This window comes from Niallia sp. Marseille-Q9988, from assembly GCF_976954375.1.
The window spans coordinates 377,176-395,748 of record NZ_CDRJSZ010000003.1 but is presented as its reverse complement, the minus strand read 5'-3'; the positions used below and the strand labels follow the sequence as shown (position 1 = coordinate 395,748).

At 35.3% G+C, this 18,573-nt stretch carries 16 protein-coding genes and 1 pseudogene; 3 read left to right on the top strand and 14 right to left on the bottom strand.

Annotated features, from left to right (window positions below; translation table 11 throughout):
- The first annotated feature begins 31 nt into the window (after positions 1–31).
- A complete protein-coding gene (locus tag ACWNMZ_RS06085) occupies positions 32–976 on the top strand; it encodes a LysR family transcriptional regulator (protein ID WP_251629852.1) in 945 nt (314 codons plus the stop codon).
- 157 nt (positions 977–1,133) lie between these two features.
- On the opposite strand, the gene ACWNMZ_RS06080 is transcribed toward ACWNMZ_RS06085, so the two are convergent.
- From ACWNMZ_RS06080 to ACWNMZ_RS06070, 3 genes are all read right to left on the bottom strand, one after another.
- Complete coding sequence (locus ACWNMZ_RS06080; protein WP_251629850.1) at positions 1,134–2,093, bottom strand: phosphoglycerate dehydrogenase; 960 nt, start codon at positions 2,091–2,093, stop codon at positions 1,134–1,136.
- Between the two features lie 98 nt (positions 2,094–2,191).
- Complete coding sequence (locus ACWNMZ_RS06075) at positions 2,192–3,250, bottom strand: aminotransferase class I/II-fold pyridoxal phosphate-dependent enzyme (RefSeq protein ID WP_441994219.1); 1,059 nt, start codon at positions 3,248–3,250, stop codon at positions 2,192–2,194.
- A complete protein-coding gene (locus tag ACWNMZ_RS06070; RefSeq protein WP_251629845.1) occupies positions 3,174–3,389 on the bottom strand; it encodes a hypothetical protein in 216 nt (71 codons plus the stop codon). The genes ACWNMZ_RS06075 and ACWNMZ_RS06070 overlap by 77 nt, the downstream gene beginning before the upstream one ends.
- Before the next feature lie 552 nt (positions 3,390–3,941).
- Here ACWNMZ_RS06070 and ACWNMZ_RS06065 point away from each other — a divergent pair.
- On the top strand, positions 3,942–4,406 hold the full coding sequence (locus ACWNMZ_RS06065) for a hypothetical protein (protein ID WP_031537955.1): 465 nt from the start codon (positions 3,942–3,944) through the stop codon (positions 4,404–4,406).
- 119 nt (positions 4,407–4,525) lie between these two features.
- Here ACWNMZ_RS06065 and ACWNMZ_RS06060 read toward each other — a convergent pair whose 3' ends face one another.
- Positions 4,526–5,824 carry an MFS transporter gene (locus ACWNMZ_RS06060; protein WP_269320383.1) on the bottom strand — a complete coding sequence of 433 codons (1,299 nt, stop codon included), beginning with the start codon at positions 5,822–5,824 and terminating at the stop codon, positions 4,526–4,528.
- 115 nt (positions 5,825–5,939) lie between these two features.
- Positions 5,940–7,283 (bottom strand): ISLre2 family transposase, encoded by a 1,344-nt coding sequence (locus ACWNMZ_RS06055; protein WP_251628168.1) that lies wholly within the window; start codon positions 7,281–7,283, stop codon positions 5,940–5,942.
- A 321-nt stretch (positions 7,284–7,604) separates the two neighbouring features.
- Between ACWNMZ_RS06055 and ACWNMZ_RS06050 the strand changes: the two are divergent.
- Positions 7,605–8,219: pseudogene (locus tag ACWNMZ_RS06050) on the top strand (oxidoreductase); the annotation flags it as partial.
- Between the two features lie 36 nt (positions 8,220–8,255).
- Here the strand turns inward: ACWNMZ_RS06050 and ACWNMZ_RS06045 are convergent.
- From ACWNMZ_RS06045 to ACWNMZ_RS06005, 9 genes are all read right to left on the bottom strand, one after another.
- The gene (locus ACWNMZ_RS06045; protein WP_031536442.1) at positions 8,256–8,516 is read right to left on the bottom strand and encodes an acyl carrier protein; all 261 of its coding nucleotides are present in this window, start codon (positions 8,514–8,516) and stop codon (positions 8,256–8,258) included.
- A gap of 211 nt (positions 8,517–8,727) precedes the next feature.
- A complete protein-coding gene (locus ACWNMZ_RS06040; protein WP_031536443.1) occupies positions 8,728–9,504 on the bottom strand; it encodes a polyketide synthase in 777 nt (258 codons plus the stop codon).
- A complete protein-coding gene (locus ACWNMZ_RS06035; protein WP_031536444.1) occupies positions 9,505–10,263 on the bottom strand; it encodes an enoyl-CoA hydratase/isomerase in 759 nt (252 codons plus the stop codon).
- Positions 10,264–10,307: 44 nt separating this feature from the next.
- Entirely contained in the window at positions 10,308–11,201 is an 894-nt protein-coding gene (locus ACWNMZ_RS06030; RefSeq protein WP_031536445.1) for a sensor histidine kinase, read from the bottom strand.
- 18 nt (positions 11,202–11,219) lie between these two features.
- Positions 11,220–12,020 (bottom strand): ABC transporter permease, encoded by an 801-nt coding sequence (locus ACWNMZ_RS06025; protein WP_031536446.1) that lies wholly within the window; start codon positions 12,018–12,020, stop codon positions 11,220–11,222.
- On the bottom strand, positions 12,013–12,936 hold the full coding sequence (locus tag ACWNMZ_RS06020) for an ABC transporter ATP-binding protein (protein ID WP_031536447.1): 924 nt from the start codon (positions 12,934–12,936) through the stop codon (positions 12,013–12,015). Before ACWNMZ_RS06020 ends, ACWNMZ_RS06025 begins: the two co-directional genes overlap by 8 nt.
- 82 nt (positions 12,937–13,018) lie before the next feature.
- Positions 13,019–13,699: a response regulator transcription factor gene (locus ACWNMZ_RS06015; RefSeq protein WP_031536448.1), complete on the bottom strand. Its 681-nt coding sequence runs from the start codon at positions 13,697–13,699 to the stop codon at positions 13,019–13,021.
- 435 nt (positions 13,700–14,134) lie between these two features.
- The gene (locus tag ACWNMZ_RS06010) at positions 14,135–17,047 is read right to left on the bottom strand and encodes a glycosyl hydrolase 115 family protein (RefSeq protein ID WP_449598382.1); all 2,913 of its coding nucleotides are present in this window, start codon (positions 17,045–17,047) and stop codon (positions 14,135–14,137) included.
- A 205-nt stretch (positions 17,048–17,252) separates the two neighbouring features.
- Positions 17,253–18,572 (bottom strand): amidohydrolase family protein, encoded by a 1,320-nt coding sequence (locus ACWNMZ_RS06005; protein ID WP_449598381.1) that lies wholly within the window; start codon positions 18,570–18,572, stop codon positions 17,253–17,255.
- Position 18,573: the final 1 nt, after the last annotated feature.

Sequence of the window (18,573 nt, the reverse complement as noted above, 5' to 3'; positions counted from 1 at the left end):
ACAATTTAATATTAATGAGAGGTGAAATGGATTGGATTTAAATTCGCTAGATTCTTTTATAACTATTGTTAGAGAAAAAAGCATTACAAAAGCATCTCATATGCTTCATATCACCCAGCCAGCTTTAACTTCAAAATTAAAAAAATTAGAAACTGAGGTAGGGGTCCAACTAGTTGAGAGAAGTAAAAAAGGAGTGGAGCTTACCATACCTGGAACCTCCTTTTTAGTAAAAGCTCTCAAGATGGTTCGGGAGTTTGATTCAGGAAATATACTCGATCAAGACGGTGATTTTTTTCATTCTACGACTTTAAATAAAAATCTAAAAATAGGTATAACGAGACCACTTGCTACTTCCCTTTTGCCTGATATATTATCTAGTATTAATGAATTTGACCCAAACCTAAAATGCAATATCACTTCAGAATTAACAGATTTAGTATTGGATCTAGTCTTATTTGGCGAATTACATTTTGGAATTGTTTGTTATTGTAAGCCACAAGAAGAGCTTGAATTTATTCCTATTTATAAGGATGATATTGTCTTAATTGGTCCCAAAAGTGATTCAAATCCATTAGATAAAAAAAAATTAGTAAATAAACCTTTTATTCTTTTTAATAAATCTTTACCACTCAGACACGATGCAAATGAAATCCTACTAAATATGTTAGGTGAAATTCCTGAAAATATTCAAGAAGTAAATGATACCTATGCACTTATCAGCATGATTTCAAGTGGTCTAGGTTATAGTTTTCTCCCTTTATCCTTCATCTTAGATTTTGTTCAATTAAGAAATTTCAACAAAACAGATTCTTATGACATGCTTCCTTTCAAAATTACCAATCTAGGAAAATATTCACCACCAAGATATATACATATTGTTTATGCTAAAAATAGAAGTACTAATTTACCAATAGAAAGATTAGCCGAATATATCAAATCCTCTAGGGATAGACAGAAGAATATGTATATATCATAATAGTTATTGCTTTGTTCTCTAACAACATTAGAGAAAGATTTGCAGCTACCACAAACATAATTGCATTACGTCTTTGCTTATAAAACTCTATAAAAAAATAACAAATAGCCCTCCGTCTTAAGATGGAGGGGCTGATTTAAAATCATATAAAAGAAAGTTACGTTTTTTGCTTCGGAACCACAACAAATTCAAGCTCTTCCTTAAGAACAAATTTCTTTATATTAGCTATAGATAAGTCACCTACTCTTTTTATAGATTCAAAGGTGGCTCCTCCAATATGCGGGGTCGCAACAATCTCCTTTCTTCCCGGTAAATCATTAATAGGTGGCTCTACCTCAAATACGTCTAATGCTGCACCTTTAATTCTTTTCTCCTCAAGCGCCTTGACTAAATCTATTTCGTTCACTAATGGACCCCGAGATATATTGATGATGTAAGCAGTTGCTTTCATTAAACTTAATGTTTCACTATTAATCAAATGCCTATTTTTATCGTTTAAAGAAGTGGCAATAATAAGATAGTCAGCCGTTTTAAACAATTCTTCTTTATCTACAAATGTTATATTTAATGGGTCAGCTATCGTTTGATTTGGATAGTTCGTGTATACTATTGTTTCCATATCAAACCCGATTGCACGTTTTGCGATTGCCTTCGCAATGGACCCAAAGCCTATGATACCTAGCTTCTTCTGATAAATTTCATTGCCCATTGACAATTCCCAGTTTCCTGATTTTATCTCTTGATCTTTTTTAGGAATATTTCTTGCAGCTGATAACATCAAACCGAACGCAAGATCAGCGACTGATTGGGCATTTACACCAGGAGCATTTGTTACTAAAATTCCTTTTTCATAGGCATAATCGACATCAATATTGTCATAGCCAGCTCCATATTTTATAATGTATTTTAAATTCGGGGCAGCTTCTATTACTTCGCTATCAATTTTTACTACTGCAACAATAATAATATCTACATCTTTAACTTCCTTTTTCAATTCCTCTTTCCCAATTCCATGATCGGTATATAATAGTTTCACTTCACCTAGTTGCTTTGCATCTTCTATAAATTTAGGATTTGCTTCATAGAAAGCATCTCTTAACATGATTAAAAGCTTCAAGTTTTTGACCTCCAGATAAACATTTAGTATCTCCTAGTAGTTATTGCGATTGTATTATGATTTGAATTTCACATTTCGAAATCTAATGATCTACATAACTAGCCTTTTACTGTTAATTTTTTCAGCGCTTCTCCTAGTCGATCCATTGCCTCATCGATTTGCTTATACTCCGTTGAATAGGCCATGCGGAGATAACCCTCTCCATAGTTTCCAAACGCAGATCCAGGAACACAAGCAATCTGTGCTTCTCTTAAAAGAAAGGTCGCCAATTCCTTTGACGTCATGCCAATCCCCTTGAAAGAAGGGAAAACATAAAAGGCTCCTTTAGGAACAACACAACTAACATAATCTAATTCCTGTAATCTATTAACTAATAATTGACGTCGTTTATCAAACTCTTGAACCATTTTAAAAACAGGTTCCTGAGTCCCCAAATAGGCAGCAACCGCGCCATATTGTGCAAACGAAGTAGCGCTAGAAGTATTATATTGATGCACTTTCATAATTGGTTTCATCAGCTTTTCAGGACCAGCTGCATAGCCTAATCTCCAGCCATCCATCGCATATGCCTTGGAAAAGCCGTTTATCGTAATTGTCCGCTCAAACATACCTGGCAATGTAGCAATGCTTATATGTTCTGCATCTTCATAAATTAATTTTTCATAGATTTCATCGGATAAGACTAATAGATTATGATTAATCGCAATGTCAGCCAATTCTTTTAAATAAGCCTCTGGCAATACTGCCCCTGTTGGATTATGAGGAGAATTTAAAAGAATCATTTTCGTTTTACTTGTTATCCTAGCTCTTACATCCTCTGGATTAAGTATAAAGTCCTCCTCTTCCCGTAAAGGAATCGACACGGATACCCCTCCAGCAAGCTCGACGATATATTGATATTCAAGCCAGGCAGGATCTGGAATCAACACTTCATCACCAGGATTAATAAATGCAAGAATCATGCTGACAATGGCTTCTTTACACCCAACCGAAACAACTATTTCTTTATTAGGATCAACATGTATCTTATTTTCCCTTTTTAGCTTGACTGCAATTGCTTCTCTCAATTCTTGAATACCGTTATTTGCTGTATAATGAACAAATCCCTCTTGCAATGCGGCATTTGGCAGCTTCTTTAATATGTATTGGGGGATCAAAATCTGGTCTTCCTATTTCCATATGTGTAATATTTATCCCACTTTTTTGCATCGCATTTGCTTCATCAAAAATTTCTCTAATACTTGAAAAAGGAATATTGGTTAAACGGTTAGCTACAGACCTGATAAGTTCCTCCATACGGTTTTAAATTTAGCTATTGATTTGATGGTTTTAAACAGATAGTCTAAAAACTATTACTCTATTGATGAGCCTCACTATTGGTTACATTCCTTTTCATATTAACTGGAAAGATACTAGGTTCTGACCAATGTAACGATTACCTAAAATATTCTGTTATCTGTTTTATCCAAGATGTTAATTTATAAGGTATTTAATTCTTGGTTGTTTTTTTATACAAACCATAACTTTATATGGGTTATAATATCCCTCTATTTACTGCTTGTAAATGTTATTTTTTTATTTTTTTAAAATTCCAACTACAATACTCAACCAAATTTCATTTATTTATATAGAATCTTGAAATGTTATTCTCTATTACTATTTATGAAATTAACAGCAATTAATCTCGTATCCATTCGGGATATCTCCCCATTTAGTAATCACCTATTCGCTTTCTTTTCTACATGTTATGAATTCTTGACAAGTGAAAAACAATATTAAGTATTTTTTGATGATGTTTGGATATTTTAATAAGGATACAAAACAATTCTAGTTGAGGTGAATTTCGTAATGGCAACAAATAGGCATAAGCTTTTTAATTTCTTTATCATTTTGATGCCGTGGTTATCTTTATTGTTTATAGGAAAGCGCAGTATGAATCGCTACTCCATTGCCGGTGCTTTTATTGTATTGTTTGAAATTATTAATCACCTCTATGGACATAAGAAAAAATGGTGGAAATTTTACGACAAACGTAGATCCTTTGTAAGGGATGAGCTTCCCTTTGATATTGGCCCTTATATGCCTATGTCTTTGTGGATACTAAAATATTCATACGGGAATCTAAAAAAATATGCTCTTATGAATGCTATTGCCAATGGGATATTTACTTTTATCGGTATGCCTATTCTAAAAAAAATGAAAATTATTCGACTCTATCGCTTAAATTATTTGCAATTTTTTATCTACATACACTATAAACCGTATGTATTATACGGATTTCAGTATTTGTATGAAAAAATAAAAAACAAATAACAATATGTATTTCTCCCTTCACTTTTAAAGTACTTGGAATTAATATTTAAATAAAGGAAAGGGAAATCTCTAAATTAGGATTTCCCTTTCCTTTACTAACATATAAACAGTTTAAATTACTATTTACTTCTTCTTGCTAAAAGCTCTCTTTCGACTTGTGGATAGATTTTATCTAATTTATAGAATAATAGTAAGATGGATTGTAAAACATAGGTTGCCAGTGGCAGGTAAAGGAAAAGAGCATTAATCCCAAGTAACGCTTCATCTGGCTGAACTGCTGCTCCACCAATATATCCCGTCCATCCTAATACCCATCCTACTAAAGCTGCTCCGAAGCCAACACCTATTTTCTGTCCCATACTGCCGGCGCTATAGACCAAGCCTTCATTTCTAACCCCCGTTTTATATTCCCCATATTCAATCGTGTCAGGCAAAAACGCCCATAAAGCACCTGTAAACGGCGATTTTCCTAATCCTCTTATGATTTGCCCAATTATTACGAAATAGATATTGGTAATATCAATCATGATAATCAATGTACCAATTATGGAAATAACTGAACCAGCTAATACTACATTTCTTTTCCCAAATCGCTTAAATAGAGGTGGCATAAAGAAGAAGCCAACAATAACCGGAATAGTAATGGCCATTGTTAATATACCTGTTAAAGTTTGATTATCAAGTAAATATTGGGCGTAATAAATGGTACTTCCTTGCCATAGCGCAGTTCCCATGCTGTAAATAATAAAGAAACCGAATATCATCGCCCAATATTTATTTTTTAATAACGCTTTCAAACTAACTTTTAATGGTATCTTTGCCTCTGTTTTTTCTTGTGTGATTTGTACTCGTTCTTTAGTTGCTTTAAAGGTATATAAAAACAAACAAATAGCGACTATCCCATACACAATATATGTCATAATCCATCCAGTTTGTGTCCCACCAAAGAGGTCAACCAATGGAAGTGTCAAACTACTAACAAGAATAACCCCTATTTGAGCAAGGAACATTCTAAAAATATTTAAGAGAGAACGCTGATGCTGATCTTGGGTTATCAATGAATTTAGTGTTCCATACGGAATAACTACTGCCGTAAAGGCTAATGTCAGTATATTATATGTGATAAACGCATAAATAATTTTCCCTGTATCACTAACATCCGGCACCGTAAATAACAAAACAGTCAAAGCGGCAAATGGTACACACATCCACAGAATCCATGGTCGTGCTTTACCATGTTTGGATTTGGTTCGATCCACTACTATTCCCATTGCAACATCTGAAATCCCATCTAAAAAACGGGAAACAAGCATTATCGTACCTACAACAGCAGCTGAAATACCCACTACGTCTGTATAGAAAAAAACAATAAACATTCCCATCGATGCCCATACAAAATTGACAGCTAAATCGCCGATTGAGTCAAGTTTTTGTGGGAGTTTTTTTTAGCTCCCTTTTTATAAAATAAAACTTTTAATTTTGTATCCGCTTTCTAAACATTTTCTTTCATCAAAATTTCGTTTTTTTCTTTTTTTAAAAACCTTTTAATCCCTGTAAGGCAAAGTGAATGGGTTTTCCAATCGCTTGATTTAAGTATGGCAGGTTCTGACGCACGGTTTCTGTTACTAATTTTCTGGATATTTTTCTTTTCGGTTGATGTTCTTTCTTTGATGTATTTAGGCTTTTTTCTTTCTCCCATTTCCCATATATCGTTTGGATGGATAGGTCATCCTTCAATCCAATCCACAAACGTGCCATGCTCATGACGCCTTTTTTGCTCCATGCTCTTCCATTTTTTAATCGTTTGGCTAATTGATTCATCATTGCTTCTGCACTTCCCATTGGTCGATACGCTGTCGTATCCACGCCTTTCTCCTGTAACCAACTACGATAATCTTTTATGGTTTCCTGATGATGCGTTAAAAAGGCGAGGAAATGCTCTAGTTTTTCTTCTTCTTCTGGTGTATCCATTGTTCCTACTGCACTATTCAACTCTAGAAGTAATGTTTCTACCTGGTAGTTTTTTAACGCTCTTCTCATGTAGCGGTATCGAGGATGGCTCTTCATTAGCTGTTTCATCGAACGAGCTACATGAAACCGATCCATGGTGAAAAAGGCGCGTTCCCGAAAATACTCCCGACATGCCGTTATCCAGCCTGCTCCATCGCCATTAATAATAAGCAAGGTTTGGGTAGGATCATACGCATAATTATTCTGTAAGAATGTTTCAAAAGCTTCCCAAAAGGGTTCTTTTCCTTCATAGAGAAAATGCCTTTTATTTCGGAGTCTGACTCGCTTTCCGTTTTCTTTCCATCCCTCATGTACAGCGGCGAATTTCAACTCCCATCCACGCTTTTTCTTTTCTTGACTCTTCACATATAATCCATCTACTTCGACAAACAATACCTTTTGAAAAGGGCGTTTTTCCTTAGCGGGAAGTACGTTTGTTTGAAGAAGATGTTGCCGTAATGCTTCATGGCTCATCGCCGAATAGCCTAAAAATTGTTCGAACGTTTCCACCGCCTTTCGATAGGAGGAGCCATTCGTCGCTAGTTCTAACCCCCATTCTTCTAGTAGTGGACTAAATCCCTTATTCCCCTGAAACTGTAAATAGTGATCTAATAGACAAATATATTTTTTGGTCACACGATCGAAATAATAATTACGCTTCAGCTCCACAGCTCCAAACGCTGTATCTACTCGTATTTCTCGTTTATCACGTAAAGCAAATCTTCTTTTGTCTCGTTGCTGGGCAATCTCTTGATCCCAATTTTCTAACGTTTGAACAAGGATTTCTTGAAACGTCATTTGGAGTGTTCGAAATAAAGTTTTTTCCAATTCTTTTAATGATGGCATTTTTGTGTTACATTGATTCATGAGAGCCTCTCCTTTTCGTAGTTTTCGCCAAATTCTACTTTACAAAAGGAAGCTCTCTTTTTTAATGCTTCATTTTTTCCAGCTACCGCGCTCTCGCTTGGTGGCCTTTTTGTCTAGTTGGGGGACGAGTCCCCCAACTAGACAAAAAGGATATTTATTCTCCCACAAACATTTTACTCATACTTTCCTGAAATCCCTGAAAAATTGTTTGCCACGTTTATTCAAACTAAAATCCGGAAAAACTACCAGAGCAATATAATTTACAGAATGGATTAATTTGTTTATGATTACGCTTATACTTTTAAAAAGGAGCATAAATAGATGATTAAAAATGAGCTATTATCTTCGTTTACCTTGCCCAATGGAGTAACACTTAAAAACAGAGTAGTTATGGCTCCAATGACCAATTTTTCTTCCAATCAAGATGGGACTGTTACAGAAGCAGAAGTGAACTATTATGCACATCGTTCTCCGGGAGTAAGTATGGTCATTACTGCATGTACAAACGTTACGCGTAATGGCCAAGGTTTCCCAGGTGAATTTGCTGCCTATAGTGACGACTTTATCCCTAGCCTAACGAAATTAGCTTCACGTATTAAAGAACAAGGCGCAAAAGCAGTTCTCCAAATTTTCCATGGTGGCCGGATGTGTCCTCCTGCCTTAGTGAATGGGGATGTTGTGAGTGCTAGTAACATACCTGCTGAAGGAAGCGGAAATCCAACTCCACGAGCTTTATCAGTATCGGAAGTCGAAGCAATCATTGATGCTTTCGGGGAAACTACACGTCGTGCGATTGAAGCTGGTTATGATGGTGTGGAAATTCATGGAGCAAATGGCTACCTTATTCAGCAATTTTTCTCTCCTCAATCCAATCATCGTAAAGATCGCTTTGGCGGAAGCCTTGAAAAACGAATGACTTTTCCATTGGCGATTATCCATCCATGACACTCCTAACCGAGGCTAATATCAGATTTATATTTCAACATGTGATTCATTGATTACAGTAGCTATAATGTCTACAATTTCATTGATATTCTTAGCTTCACCAAATTTAATCATCGGAATAGAAGCATTGACTATCTCTAATGTGTTAATAATAATCTCAGCACGGTCAATCGAGTTTGCTCCTAATTCTTGTAAGCTATCCTGAATCATAATATTTACACCCTCAAGTTCAGGAACAATCTCATAAATACTTTCTTTAATAACTTTAAATATTTCGTTTTTTAGCATATTCATCTACATCCTTTTCACTCAAATTATTTGTACTAAAAGAGTATATAGAAGCATATTTTATAATATAGGAGATGCATTCTTTGTTTGTTGTAATAGACGTACTTCTATATGTTAATTAGGCATTATAATTGATTACTTAAATATCTTCGAAAATAGGTTAAAAGAAACCCATTTTAAGCTAAACAGTGAAAAAATCCGATTTTTTTCATTATACTTGTCTAGGATTTATGTATAATTTCTCAATTTTTTCTTTAACTTCTGGACGATGAAAGGTTATATCATGCATTTTAATCTCTTGTTTAACAACTTCAGAAATTTTTTTTCGATGCTCGTTGACAAGTTGATCCTTTAATGAAACTAACGATATTCTAGGTTTTTCTGCAATGATTTCAGCAAGCTCTAGTGCTTGATTTAATACCTCTTTACGTGGATATACTTCAAAAGGGATACCTCTTTTTTTTAGCTCCTCCCCACGAAAGGTTCTAGCACTCATCAAAATGTCTTCAGCCAGAGCTATTCCAAATTTAGCAGGGAATATATAAGTTGAACCAAAACCTGGTGTAAATCCGAAATTCATAAAGTTAGCAGTATAAACACTTTCTTTTGAAAAAATTACGAAATCCGAAAACATCGCAAACGCTAAACCGCCACCTATTGCATGCCCCTGTACAGCAGCTATTACAGGAATTCTACAATCTAAAGGAAGGCTATAGATATTAGTAGTTCCAGGTGAAATTTTATCAAAATTAGCCTTTCCTTCCTGAATAGCTAATAAAGCATCCTTCGTGCCCCCTGTCGCAAAGTAGTTATCATAACCAGTAATAACCATTACTTTATATTTAGAATTTTTATCAACTTCCGCAAATGCTTCCCTAATTCCTAGTAACAATTCATTTGTAAATGTATTTTTGTTTTCTCTGTCTTGCATTTTTATTAATGCAATTCCTGGTTTGATTTCCTTTAGCTCTACTACCGAATTCATTATTCAACCCTCCCATGGATACACTCCATTTTCTACAAATTGATAAATCCGACTTAAGTTATCTTTATCTGTAAATATCTGCTGATTAGCAGTAACAGCACCATTCTTACTCTTGATAAGCATGTCATTTAGGTCACCCATATAGTTTTTATAATGTTGAATTGCCGATTTAGGCAGCTTAGTTAGGCGAGTAAGATGTTGTTTTAAGAGCACATTACTTTTTGCCTGATATGCATCAACTAATCCCCAGTTATGAGCTTGCTTTACATCTATGCCATTTGTTTTAAGAGTTAAATAATGTGCTCTTTGATAACCTATTTTACGTGTCAGAAAAGGTAGAACCATTGCTGGGTATAAACCAAACAATAACTCGGACAAGCTAAATACAGCAGTTTCGTCAGCTATAACAATATCGCTTGCAGCAACAAATCCCACTCCCCCAGCATTGGTAGTTCCACGTACATGTGAAATGGTAACAAACGGACCATTCGTCATTTTCAACCACAAGTCATAAAGTATATCTGGTCTATAGGCTTGTTCACTACTTTGCTTCATGTCTACTTCTTGTAAATCTGCACCAAAACAGAATACTTCTGGGGAACCTTCAAAAATAACGATACTACTTCTTTCTTTACATATCTTCATAACCTGTGTACATTCTCTTATCAGTACCTCATTAATTGTATTTTTTGCCTCTGGACGATTAAATTGTATAAAACAAATAGGATCTTCAAACCGGACTTTTAGTGTTTTCCACTCCAACCTTATACCCCCACTTGAAATTTACTTTACATTAACCTGCATCACTAATTCGTATACAGCGGTAAACTCACCCTAATTTCTAATGTATTATTCTGTATGATTGCTTGAGTGCTTCCACCCATCTGTTCGGCAAGAAGCTTTACTATAGATAGCCCTAGACCGCCAGATTTACTTCTTGCTTGATCCCCAGTATAGAAACGTTCAAAAAGCCGTTCCCCCTCATTTGCTGTCAAGTTTTCTACCTGGTTTTTGAAGGAAATAATGGCATTTTCCTCCATAAGTAAACTTACTTGGATTTGCCCTTGTGAATGTTGAATACAATTATGAATAAGATTTTTTATTATTCTTTGAACCAAATGTTTATCAGCTAAAACGAAAATAGATGGTGTCTGATTTAATTGAATGGATAATTTATTTTCTTCCAGGTAGGGAATAAAAGTCACAAGACATTCTCCTACAAGGCTATTAAGGTTTGTTCGTTCTAAATTAATCATTGGCTCAGCATTTGAAAGATAAGAGTACTCAAAGAAATGTTGAATCAAATTTTCTAAGTCTTCTGTATGTTTTTCAGCAATTTTAAGCCTTCTTATTTGCTCTTGAGACAACTCTTCTCGTTTCATTAATTGTTGATAGCCCTTAATTGCAGTAAGTGGCGTTCGCAAGTCATGAGAAATATTAACGATTAATTCCTTAAACTTCTTATCTTCACGTATACTTTTAAGACGAATATTCTCTTCGACCTTTAGATATTTGTTAACAATAGTTGTCAGTTTATTAATGTCTTTATTTATTAATTCAACACTTACAGGCTGACGGGTATGTTCTCTTAAACGTTTTTCAAGCTGCAAATTTATTTTACGGAGTTGTAGTTGCATAAGTCCGATATAGATGACTAATACAAGAATTATTACTATTAAAATAACAACTACAATATTCACTTCTGACCAGCCTTCCAATTATTTAATTTCTGACTTTCTAAAAACTCCATTTGTAATGCTAAGCATCCATACAATAAATAATAGGCTGACACCAATAGCTTTTAAAATATCAGCTATTTCTGAATCCATGAAAAGATCCTGATTATTTACAGAAAACGGTGTAAAAGAAAGGATATTTTCTATAGCCGAAATTTCAGTCCCCAAACCTCCTAGTATTTGTAAAACCATGATAATACCGAAGCCTAAGAAGATAACTAACGAAGTCTTTCTTACGATAAACGCAAGAAGTATACCTATACTCATTTGGGAAGCATATGCTAACATCATAACAAGCATAATAACAAGCATTTTTCCTACTACTGCTCCTGTTAAATTTAGTTCTGTCTGATTTGCTAAAATATGAAGGAATATCGATGCAGAAAACGGTTCGGAAAACTCCGCTCCAGTGGAAAACGCAATGATTGTAACGACCGTGTACGGTAAAATCATAAGGAATACTAATAAATATAAAACAATCGCTTTACTAATAATTACAACGCCTCTACTATTGCCACAAGAGGAAATCGTATCATTTATTGATTTGTTACTAAAATCGCTACATATATAGATACCTGCTAAAAATGGTCCAACAATTGCTATTGTCATAACATCACTTAATCCTGATATGGGTCCACTTATTTCAGCACCTACTTTTCCTTGAGCCACTAAATAGGATACTAATGTCACAATTGCGGCGGCAGCCCACATAATTAAAAACAATATTTGAATAGATTTAGACTTTTTTAATTTATATAGATCAGCCTGAATGATATTAATCATTTTTTTCACCTCCAATAACAGAAATAAAATAGTTTTCTAACGTATCTCCCTCTACAGAAAAATTTGTTGCAATAATTCCGTTTTCAAAAATAGTCTTGGCAACTTTTTTCTTATCATCAACATAGCTATAAAGTTTTATAGTCTTATCAGGCATTATTTTATAATTGGTAGTGCCTAATTCTGTTTCTAATATAACTAGAAGATCCTCCGGGTTTTCACATTCAATAAGAAGATGTCTCTGACATTTATTCTCCAGCTCTTCTAGCGTTAAGGTTTGTTTGATTTCTCCATCATGGATAATAATATAATCTGTTGCTACCTGATATAACTCAGGGAGATTATGACTTGAAATAATAACGGTTATATGTCTCTCTTCACATAGCTTCTTAAGTAAAACTCTTATTTCTTTCACACCAATTGGATCTAGCCCATTAATTGGTTCATCAAGAATAAGTAATTCAGGATTATTAATCAAAGAAACTGCAATTCCCAATCTCTGCTTCATACCAAGTGAAAAATCTTTAACCTGTTTTTTTCCTGTATCACCCAATCCCACTAACTGTATTAGTTCATCCTCAATTTCTTCATTCGAAATACCTCGTAAAACTCTATGATATCTGATGTTTTCCTTTGCTGATAGACTGAGGTTAACACTCGGTGATTCTATCATGCACCCAATTCTCTTACGTTCAGCTTGAATATCTTTAGGACTTTCTTTCCCAAAAAGCTCCATTTTCCCTGATGTCGGAAAACTTAGACCTGCAATAATCCTCATTAAAGTACTTTTACCAGCCCCATTACTTCCAATTAATCCATATATTTTTCCAGATTCTATTGTAATGGAAACATTTCGTAACGCATCTGCCTTACGAAATGTTTTGGTAATATCGCTTGTTTTTAACATATAATCTATCATCCATCATCACCTCAATTCCAAATATAATATCTAAAAGTTAAGAAAAGGTTAAGAATAAAAAAAGGGTTAAGAAAATTTTTTCTTAAGCCTTATACATGCGATATCCTAATCCCCATACTGTTTCTACATAGTCGATATCAGGGTTAACCGTTTTTAATTTATTTCGCAAATTACTGATATGTGTTTTTACTGAATTATCATCTCCTAAATATTCTTTATTCCATAAAGATTCATAAATATTACTTTTCGAATAAACTTTTCCAGGATTCCGCATTAATAATTCCATGATGAGATATTCCTTTGCAGTTAGGTCTAATTTTACTCCAGATAAAGTAAGTTCTTTATTCGTAATATCTAAGTTTAAATCTCTATACTTCAATACATTATTTGCTTTCTTCTGACTATTATAATGACGTAGGTTAGTCATTATTCTAGCGGAAACTTCTCCTAAGTTAAATGGCTTTGTTATGTAATCATCGGCACCTAATCTTAATAAGTCAATCTTCGTTGAAACCATATCTTTAGCCGAAATAATGATTATCGGAATGTCGTGAAATGCTCGAATTTCTTTTAAAATTTCCTCGCCACTTTTATATGGAAGCATGATATCTAACAAAATCAAGTTGTATTGATTCTTTTTAGCTTCCATTAGACCTTCCATTCCATTAAGTTCAATGCTCACTTCATATCCTTCATCTTTTAAAAACTCTGCTAGCAATCTACTTACATCTTCATTATCTTCAATAATCAGTATTTTTTCCATTTGTGATTAATATAGAAGTAGTGCTGTTTTCCTGCACTTTACTTCCAACTGTATGTGATCCTAAAATACAGTTTCTCCTTTCCTTCATTTTCTAGTTTATAATTAAATAAAAATTGCTACTCTGAAAGTCTCTTGTTGTCCGAATTTTAAACCTATTAAGCTATTCGACCAAAGGATAGTATAACCCTCTTATTTCTTTATTTACTAAACAAATTGCTTCTAAAGTTTTATAAATTTAACATCATTCCCTTACCCCAAGTCCTATATTGTTGCTATTTTGTTTAAACATACCAAGGTACTAAAGAGAATTCATAAGAAGTAACAAATAAATAAAGAGGATGTTTAAAAAAATAGAACACCCTCCGTTACTGAAATTCATTTGTTAGATGACTCTTCAAAACTTTCATAATAGTAAATATTCTTAAAATAACTTATTCACTTTCCAACATAATAAGTTTCCGTCGGCCCTAAATAGCTAGCTGCCGGCTTCTTACCTTCTGGATAGATTACTAGCTTTTCTAATACATATCCTGGGCTTACTGCATAAATTCTTAGTGTATTCAATCCTGCTTTACACTCGATTCGATGACAGTATCGATGGATATTATTCAGCACATCCACTCCCCAATTATCACTTTCCCCAACGATATATTCTTCTGGGATAATATTAACAATGTTGATGTCATCCTCATTTGCTTGGATACCACAGAATAACATATTATCCTTTGTAACTGGATTAGAAGGCTGTAGATATAATTCTACTTCATAGGCTCCAGCTTCCTGTATGACAAAATGATATTCCAGATAGGGTGCATCCTCCCCTACTGAAAAATGCTTGGTTGTTGGAAAAGCCTTCACGGCAGATAATGTTTTGCCATAGCCTTCAAGCACTTCAAATCGATACATGTCCCCCTGTTGATTCACTGCTTCCTTGTTTAGAAAATAATGCTCGGCTTCTATCGAAATATAGCCATTCGTATCTATAAAAGTCCGCTCAGGGAATTCTTTGTAATCATTTTGGGCTGCGTATACTAGAATGGTACACGTACCACAAGGCATTTCTACGACAATACGCCCCTCTGAATCGTCTCCCATTTCCTTACGATTAATGCTCACCTGAATGACTTCCGATGTTTTATCTCTACCATCCAAACTACCACTCGTTTTCGAACATGTTAGCCATTGGTTTTCACAAGTAATCATAAACTCTGCATTTTTTTCACTTAAGCTAGAAATAGTGAATGTCGCTTCCTCTATATGCGGCTGTAGAAATGCATCTAAATACAGTGTATTATTATGCCATGCTGGGCCTTCCGAATGCTGATTCGTCCCATCTATGGAAACAATTAATCTCGGTTTATTAGCGGGGAACACTTGCATAAGAATTGGGTTTTGACATCCTTCTTCATTCCAGTTCGTAAAACCGATATGCTCAGACATCCCCATTCCATACCACTTCCCATTATCAATGGTATGATATTGCTCAACCAGTTCTCTATCTCTGGTCAAACACGCTCTAATTTGTTCCGCTAATTTGTTTGCTTCCATTTTACCAAGCTTGGCATCATCATGATTTTTCCCGGTAAGAAGCCACATCTTCTGCAAGTTCAAGTTTCCTACAGCAGGATAATAGACTAAAGAGAAAAACTTTGGTAATTTCTCTGAATCCACTTGTTTATATAGTGCCTCTGCAGCCTTTAAAAGATAATCGATTTGCTGTAATGTCTGATCTGTTTCCCTATAATGAACAGGATGATAGACTTCTGCATTCATATGCTCTGGTCTGCGATTATGTGCCATTTTCGTGTAGCCTGTTAGGAGTTCAAAAACCTTCTCCTTTTTCACTTCATTAAATACACCGTCAAACTGGGTATCAATCCATTTTCTCGTATAATCATCTGTCTTATTTTTGGCAGAGGTTCCCCATTTTTCAAAGTCATAAGCCAAATCTAAGAAATAAGATAACGGGAATTCCTGTGTAGCAATATCTCCTACATTTACAATCCATAAATCCCGAACACCAAAATCGTAAGCCATTGTCATCTGTTCCCATATCTTCGGAAGATACGAACTATTTATCCATTCATAGGAAATGGGTCCACCATGATAATCAAAATGATAGTACATCCCATAGCCACCTGAATGGCTGCGCATTTCTTCTGTTGGCAATGTACGCAGATTTCCATGGTTATCATCACAGAGCATAAGAATGATATCTTCAAGCTCCTCCGATCCGATTAAGCCAGCCGTATGTTCATCCCCATAAAAGAAGGGTTCTACTTCTTTATATAAAGCTAGCATTCTTGGAACTTCGGAAAGATTTGGATTGATATTTTCTCGGATTAATTGATTTTGCGTTTGGATGACATTTCGCAGTAATTCGATATTATCTGCAAGGGTAGCATCTTTCCCCATAATAGTTGTATCCGCTTCCCCACGCATCCCAACCGTAATGACATTTTCAAAGTTTCCGTTCCGCTTCAGACCATCTTTCCAAAACTTCGTAATGCCTTCTCTATTTGCAATAAAATTCCAGGCGTCTCCATAAATAGAGTCCTTCCCACGCAAATATTTATATTCCTCTCCATTTCGCAAACAAGGCTCATGATGGGACGCCCCCATGACTACCCCATATTCATCTGCTAATACTGCATTTAACAATCCTGGTCCATCCTCGCTAAAACGAGCAGACCACATAGCTGGCCATAGATAATTTCCTTTCAATCTCAGCAATAATTCAAAAACATGGTCATACATTTCCGCATTAAAGCCGCCAAAATTCTTCGTCGTCCAGTTTCCAAAAGCAGGCCATTCATCATTGATAAAAAAACCACGGTAACGCACAGACGGCTCTTTCGAAAGATATTTTAAATCTCCACTCAATGAGAATGACTCTTTATGCTTTGGTTTAACATCACACCAATCCACCAACGGAGAAACGCCAAGGAGCTCTGATAAATGAAATAGCCCGTAGATTGTTCCACGCTTATCACTCCCAGCGATTACTAGTGCTTTTTCTACATCTTCAAAGGGATTTTCAATGACTTGAAATAAATAAACTTCCCTCTTTCCTTTCACTTCTGACAGATCAATCAGCTGTTTCTCTTCCAATTCATGAAGCATTGGGCTATGGTTCAAGGTTCCATATAAAACAGCATGCTTTCCAAGCTTCTTTCTATCCGAAGTCGCTTGTGGTGCATAGCCAAACACTAACTCCACATCCCCCATAACCTTTCTAGCAATTTTATGTATTCCACTAAATGCCTCTTTTTCTTGGTAAATTAAGGAGCCAGTATGATCAACTGCTGTTACACTTTTTAACATGTCTCTGTTAATCGTAAATTCCATATAAACACCTCTTCTATTGGTTAGGTTTATGACAGATTTTTTACTAGTGGTTGATATAATTGTAAGCGATTACTATTAGTTCTATAATAATACCATATTCTATTTTCCAAATGTGCAAAAGAATACAAATTACAGCTTTCTATTAAAAAAACAGTAGGATTCCCTACTGCTCAGCACTATTTATTTCATCTTTTAGATCCTGAATTCATTCATCTCTAGTCTTTTCAAAAAAAGTATTCACCCGCTTCCCAATAGCCTCCTCTGAAACCGTCAAAAGCTTACCATCACCGACAATCTGCTTCCCTTTCACATACACATCCTTGATAGCATTTGGCTGCATCGAATAGACAATATTTGCAATTAAATTAGTTTTTGGTAATAATGACAAATCATTCGTATCAATCGCCACAAAATCAGCTTGCATTCCCTGTTCTAATTTTCCGATTGGTAAACGCAGGATTTCTCCAGCATTTTTTGTGCCCATATCAAATACTTGCTGGGCATTTACAATCGTTCCATCCAATCTATCAACCTTTTGCAAAATCGAGCACATTCTCATTTCCTCAAAAACAGAAATGCGATTATTGCTACATGCACCATCTGATCCCAATGTAATGTTCACACCTGCCTTCACCAAATCAGGAATCTTTGTAATTCCATCAGCTAAAAACATATTGCTAGATGGACAATAAGCAAGAGATGTGTTTCTAGAACCAAGGAGGTCTATTTCAGCTTGTTCTAGCCAAACCAAATGAATCGCGATCATTCGCTCATCCACTACTCCTAATGAATCTAAGTAATGGACTGGTCTAAGCCCATATTTCGCTAGCGTCTCTTCCACCTCAAAGGGTTCTTCTGCTACATGAATATGGAACGGTGTTTCAATCTCACAAGCAAGACGATGCCCGGCTTTAATCATTTCCGGAGATGCAGCATGTGGACTATGCGGCGCTGGTTGGATATGGATCATCGAATTGCCTTGATATTTCTTCGCAAGCGCATAGGTTCTGGAAACAGCATCATCAATTGTCTCGATATACGCTTTTGGAGCACCGTCCCAATCATACATTGTTCGTGCTAACACAAGTCTGATCCCAACATCCTTCGCAGCCTGGATAACTGCTTCATCATATGCTATCCCATTGTTATGCACATAGAAAAAGTCACTGACCGTTGTCACCCCATAGCGGAGCATTTCTCCAAAAGCAAACAAAGCACCAGTGTAAATCGCCTCTTCATCTAAGTAAGGCGTATATTTATATAATGCCTCATCTCGCCATTCCAAAAATGGTCGATCGACCGCAATCCCTCTCAGTAAACTTTGAAAGGAATGATTATGCGAATTAACAGTGCCTGGAATAATCGTTTTTCCTTCTAATGAATGAACCATAGCCCCTTTATACTTTCCCTTTAACTGCCCAGTCGGACCAATTTCCTTAATCACTCCATCTTCCACATATAAGCTATATTGTTCTTTAAATGTTCCGTTCGTATAAACACTATCCCCTATAAATAAATTCCCCACC

Excerpts from the sequence above, each read along its gene's own strand:
- ACWNMZ_RS06020 (WP_031536447.1), bottom strand. The coding sequence starts at position 12,936 with ATGATAGATTATATGTTAAAAACAAGCGATATTACCAAAACATTTCGT.
- ACWNMZ_RS06015 (WP_031536448.1), bottom strand. The coding sequence starts at position 13,699 with ATGGAAAAAATACTGATTATTGAAGATAATGAAGATGTAAGTAGATTG.
- ACWNMZ_RS06010 (WP_449598382.1), bottom strand. The coding sequence starts at position 17,047 with ATGGAATTTACGATTAACAGAGACATGTTAAAAAGTGTAACAGCAGTT.
- ACWNMZ_RS06025 (WP_031536446.1), bottom strand. The coding sequence starts at position 12,020 with ATGATTAATATCATTCAGGCTGATCTATATAAATTAAAAAAGTCTAAA.
- ACWNMZ_RS06045 (WP_031536442.1), bottom strand. The coding sequence starts at position 8,516 with ATGCTAAAAAACGAAATATTTAAAGTTATTAAAGAAAGTATTTATGAG.
- ACWNMZ_RS06055 (WP_251628168.1), bottom strand. The coding sequence starts at position 7,283 with ATGAATCAATGTAACACAAAAATGCCATCATTAAAAGAATTGGAAAAA.
- ACWNMZ_RS06065 (WP_031537955.1), top strand. The coding sequence starts at position 3,942 with ATGGCAACAAATAGGCATAAGCTTTTTAATTTCTTTATCATTTTGATG.
- ACWNMZ_RS06070 (WP_251629845.1), bottom strand. The coding sequence starts at position 3,389 with ATGGAGGAACTTATCAGGTCTGTAGCTAACCGTTTAACCAATATTCCT.